3 protein-coding genes are annotated in these 5,027 nt (G+C 74.9%); 1 reads left to right on the top strand and 2 read right to left on the bottom strand.

Features of this window, described 5'->3' with window-relative positions; genetic code table 11:
* Window positions 1-178 precede the first annotated feature (178 nt).
* Both HUW36_RS25260 and HUW36_RS25255 read right to left on the bottom strand, forming a co-directional pair.
* The gene (locus HUW36_RS25260; protein ID WP_174530446.1) at window positions 179-1,966 is read right to left on the bottom strand and encodes an ABC transporter ATP-binding protein; all 1,788 of its coding nucleotides are present in this window, start codon (window positions 1,964-1,966) and stop codon (window positions 179-181) included.
* 55 nt (window positions 1,967-2,021) lie between these two features.
* Entirely contained in the window at window positions 2,022-3,896 is a 1,875-nt protein-coding gene (locus HUW36_RS25255) for an ABC transporter ATP-binding protein (protein ID WP_174530445.1), read from the bottom strand.
* A 194-nt stretch (window positions 3,897-4,090) separates the two neighbouring features.
* Here HUW36_RS25255 and HUW36_RS25250 point away from each other — a divergent pair, with 194 nt between their 5' ends.
* Window positions 4,091-4,720, top strand: a complete 630-nt coding sequence (locus tag HUW36_RS25250) for a TIGR03085 family metal-binding protein (protein ID WP_174530444.1) — start codon at window positions 4,091-4,093, stop codon at window positions 4,718-4,720.
* Window positions 4,721-5,027 lie beyond the last annotated feature (307 nt).

The following is a 5,027-nucleotide window of genomic DNA, read 5'->3' as shown; positions in this document are numbered from 1 at the left end:
AGCCCGGCGCGGCGCCCCCAGCCCGGCTGGGCGCGGCCAGCCCGGCGCGGCGCTGGCTCACGCCACACCTGATCCGTTCACGTCATCAAGTTTGTAGGCACCTACGGACCGTCCCGGTGGCTGCCACCGGGGCGGCGCCCCTCACCGCCGGGCCGGAAGGTTCGGACGCCGCCAGGGGTCAGCGGGTCTGTTCCAGCCAGGAGGCGTAGAGCAGGGCGTAGACCGAGTCGGTGTCGCGGACCAGCTCGTCGTGCGGGCCGCGCTGCACGATCCGGCCCCGGTCCACCACGATCACCTCGTCCGCCGCCTGCGCGGTGGAGAGCCGGTGCGCGATGGCCAGCGTGGTCCGACCCCGGGTGACCGCGTCCAGCGTGCGTTGCAGCCGTACCTCGGTGGCCGGGTCGACCGCGCTCGTCGCCTCGTCGAGGACCAGCAGGTCCGGGTCGGCGACGTACGCCCGGGCCAGCGCCACGAGCTGCCGCTCGCCCACGCTCAGCGCCTCGCCGCGCTCCCCCACCGGCGTGTCCAGCCCGGCCGGCAGGCCGTCCAGCCAGTCGGCCAGGCCCAGCTCGGTGAAGGCGGCGGTGAGCCGCTCGTCGGTCAGGTCGGGGCGGGCGAAGCGGACGTTCTCCCCGACCGTGGCGTCGAACAGGAAGCCGTCCTGCGGCACCATCACCACCCGGGCGCGCAGCGAGTCGAAGCGCACCCGGCGCAGGTCGACGCCGGAGAGCAGCACCTCCCCCTCGGTCGGGTCCATCAGCCGGGTGAGCAGCTTGGCGAAGGTGGTCTTGCCGCTGCCGGTCTCGCCGACCACCGCCACCCGGCTCTTCGCCGGGATGTCGAGCGTCACGTCGTGCAGCACCGGCGGGCCGCCCGGGTAGGCGAACGTCACGCCGGCGAAGCGGACGTCCAGCGGGCCGGACGGCAGGTCCCGCCCCTGCGTGCCCGGGTCGGCCACGTCCGGGGCGACGTCCAGCACGTCGAGCACCCGGCGCCAGCCGGCGATCGCGTTCTGCGCCTCGTTGAGCACCTCGGTGGCGATCTGCACCGGCTGGATGAAGAGCGTGACCAGGAACAGGAACGCGGTGAGCTGGCCGACCGACAGCGTCCGGTCGACGCCGAGGTTCACCCCGACCACCACCACCCCGGCCAGCGCCAGGCCGGCGGCCAGCTCGCCGACCGAGCTGCCCACGATGCTGATCCGGATCGCCCGCTGCTGGGCCAGCCGCTGCCCGTCGATCGCCGCGTCCAGCCGTCGGGCGGTGCGCCCCGCGATGCCGTACGCCCGGATCACCGGCGCGCCCACCACGCTCTCGCCGATGGCGCCGAGCAACGTGCCGGTCCGCTGCCGGACCAGCCCGTACGCGCCGGCCAGCCGGCGCTGCAACAGCCTGATGATCAGCACCGCCGGCGCGAACGCGGCGAGCACCACGAGCGTCAACTGCCAGGAGTACGCGAGCATCACGGCGGTGGTGACCAGCAACTGCCCCAGGTTCACGATCAGGATCACGCCGCCCCACTGGAGGAACTGGGTGATCTGGTCGACGTCGCTGGTGACCCGGGAGACCAGCGAGCCGCGCCGCTCCGACTGCTGGTGCAGCATGGACAGGTCGTGCACGTGCCGGAACGCGCGGGTGCGCACCCCGGCCAGCGCGGTCTCGCTGACCGTGAACAGCCGGCGCATCATCAGGTAGCCGCAGGCGGTGGTCACCACCAGCACGGCGGCCGTGATCGTCACGGTGAGCGAGATGACGTCCAGGTCGAGCCCGCCGACGATGCCGTGGTCGATGCCGCGCTGCACCGCCACCGGCACGGCCACCCGGCCGATCATGTAGACCAGGGCCAGCGCCAGCGTGCCGGCGAGCCCGGTCTTCAGCTCCGGGGAGAGCGCCAGCCCCCGCCGCAGCGTCCGCCAGGTCGTCTCGGTCGTCTCGGCCGTCTCGGCCGTAGCCGCGCTCGCGCTCACCGGGCCCGCCCTTCGTTCGCGACTGCGGGGCTCCGCTTCGCTGCACTCCTCGCGCTCACCGGTCCACCTCCATCTCCAGGCCGGAGGGCACCGGCGCGACCTCGTCGTACGCGCGGTCCTGCTCGCGCTCCTGCTCGGCCTGCTCGTACGCGGTGACCAGGTCGACGTAGCCGGGCACGGTGGCCAGCAGCTCGGTGTGCGTACCCCGGGCCACCACCCGACCCTGCTCCACGTAGATCACCTCGTCGGCGAGCGCGATGGTGGCCCGCCGGTACGCCACGACCAGGATCGACGCCGGCGCGCCGCCGTCACCCGGGGCCCGCAGCCCGGCCAGGATGGCCGCCTCGACCCGCGGGTCGACGGCACTCGTGGCGTCGTCGAGCACCAGCAGCCGGGGCCGCCCGGCCAGCGCCCGGGCCAGCGTCAACCGCTGGCGCTGGCCGCCGGAGAGCGAGGTGCCCCGCTCGCCGACCATGGTGTCCAGCCCGTCCGGCAGGGCGGCCACGAAGCCGTCCGCCTCGGCCAGCCGCAGCGCCGCCCACACCTCGTCGTCGCCGATGCCGGCCCGGTCGAGGGTGATGTTGGCCCGGACCGTGTCGTCGAAGACGAACGGCACCTGGGCCACCAGCGCCACGGTGGCGGCCAGCGACGCGGCGGTCAGCTCGCGCACGTCGACGCCGTCCAGCGTGACCCGGCCGCGACGCGGGTCGACCAGCCGCACGGCCAGCGACGCGATGGTGGACTTGCCGGCCCCGGTCGGCCCGACCAGCGCGACCGTCTTCCCGGCCGGCACGGTGAACGTCACCTCGCCGAGCACCTCGGTGCCGGGCAGGTGCGCCTCGGCCGGCTCGTACCCGAAGTGCACGTCGTCGAAGCCCAGCGTGGCCGGCGTGCGGGCGGCGGGGTCGAACGCGACCTCGCCGTAGGGCATCTCGCCGGTGCTGTCGAGGACCCGGCGGACCCGGTCCCAGCCGGCGACGCTGCGCGGCAGCTCGGCCAGCACCCAGCCGATGGCCCGCACCGGGAAGGCCAGCACGGTGAACAGGAACGCCACGCTGACCAGCTCGGTCACCGTGATCGCGCCCTGTCGCAGCCGGATCGCGCCGACCACCAGCACGGCGAGGGTGCCGAGGCTGGGCAGCGTCTCCAGCATCGGGTCGAAGACGCCCCGCAGCCGGCCGACCGAGATGAGCGCGTCGCGCAGGTCACCGGCGCGGGCGGCGAAGCGGGCGGTCTCCTGCGCCTCGCGGCCCATCGTCTTGACCACCAGCGCGCCGTCGAAGCTCTCGTGCGCGATGCCGCTGACCTCGGCGCGCAGCCGCTGCGCCCGGGCCTGCCGGGGCGCCATCCGGCGGGAGTAGACCACGTTGAGCGCGAACAGCGCGGGGAAGACCGCGAGGCCGACCAGGGCCAGCGCCCAGTCGGTGACGAAGAGCGAGGCCACCGCGCCGACGAGCATCACCAGCGTGCCGACCGCGAACGGCAACGGCGCGATCGGGTACCAGGCGGCCTCGACGTCGGAGTTGGCGTTCGACAGCAGGGTGCCGGTGGAGTTGCGGTGGTGCCAGGCCAGCGGCAGCTCCAGGTAGCGGCGGGTGACCCGGCGCCGGTAGGCGGCCTGGAGCCGGTACTGCATGTAGCCGGCGCCGAGCCGCCGACCGAAGATGCCGACCACCCGCAGCACGCTGATGCCGAACAGCGCCGCGGCGGCGAGGGCCAGGGCGCCGCCGCCCACCTCGCCGCGCTCGACCGCCGGCACCACCACCTCGCCGACCACACCGCCGACCACGTAGGCGCTGGCGATCACCAGGAGGCCGAAGAGCACGCTGCCGGTCACCGCCACCGCGAAGATCCGCGGTTGCTCCCGGATCGCCCGGCCGAGCACCCGTAGCCCCCTGCCGAGCACGTCCCGACTTGTCCCGCTCGCCACGCTCTCCCCCGCCGTAAGCCGCCCGTTTCCCCCCCATCCTTACCGCACCCCGCCAGGTCCGCCGACCCGGCCGGGATATGTCCACCGTCACGTTCCCGGCCGACCTGGGCGGACCACGGCGCGTGGTCGGTCGGTCGCCGCCGCCGCGCCGGGCGCGGCGCGCCGATCGGTCCGGCCGGGCCTACGATCGGGCCATGCCGCGGTACGCCCGGGCGGAGCGCGAGGCGCTCGCCGATCTGATGCTGGAACTGGGACCCGACGCGCCGACGGTCAACGAGGGATGGACCACCCGCGACCTCGCGGCGCACCTGCTGGTGCGCGAGCGCCGGCCGGACGCGGCCGGCGGGATCCTGCTGCCGCCGCTGCGCGAGCACGGCGAGTCGGTCCGCCGGCGGATCGCCGCGGGGCCCTACCCGGAGCTGGTGGCCCGGGTACGCCGCCCGCCGCTGTGGAGTCCGGTGAGCAATCCGCTCACCGACGAGCTGGCCAACGGGCTGGAGTTCTTCATCCACCACGAGGACGTCCGCCGGGCCCGGCCCGGCTGGCATCCGCGTGACCTGCCGGCCGGGCAGCAGCGGGTGCTCTGGAAGCGGGTCGGTCTGCTGGCCCGGATGGCGTTGCGACGCTTCCCGGCCGAGGTGCTGGTGCAGGCGCCGGGTCACGGCGAGTTGCGGGCGGGACGCGGCGGCGGGCGGTTGCGGGTGGTGGGCGCGCCGGGCGAACTCGTCCTCTTCCTCACCGGTCGGCAGCGGGTGGCCCGGGTCCAGGTGGACGGCCCGGCCGACGGGGTCGAGCGGCTGCGCACCGCCGAACTGGGCTTCTGACCGACTGTACGGATCCGGTCACCGCGCCTCGTGGAAACCGCGCAACCCAACGATGGTGACCGATCCGCATTGTCGTACGCTCCTCGCCGCCGCTCGAGCAGACGGGCGGCGGACAGGGGACACGACGGATGCGTGCCTTCGCGCTCTCGGCGCTGCACGAGCCGCCCTTCCCGGCCCGGCGGCACCCCGACGTCGACCGGATCGCCGGGGAGAGCGCCGGGCTGATCGTCGACCACGCCGGCGGCGTGCCGTGGGCGTTCGTCTTCGCCGGGGCGGCGGTCGCCGTCGGGGCCCTGGTCGCCGCGCT

The organism is Micromonospora maritima (assembly GCF_902825405.1).
In the GTDB taxonomy this organism is placed as follows: domain Bacteria; phylum Actinomycetota; class Actinomycetes; order Mycobacteriales; family Micromonosporaceae; genus Micromonospora; species Micromonospora maritima.
Note: the sequence above shows the minus strand (reverse complement) of the source record. Positions and strands in the feature narration are given on the sequence as shown.

Coding starts and splice junctions, on each gene's coding strand:
- HUW36_RS25250 (WP_174530444.1), top strand. CDS start 4,091: ATGCCGCGGTACGCCCGGGCGGAGCGCGAGGCGCTCGCCGATCTGATG.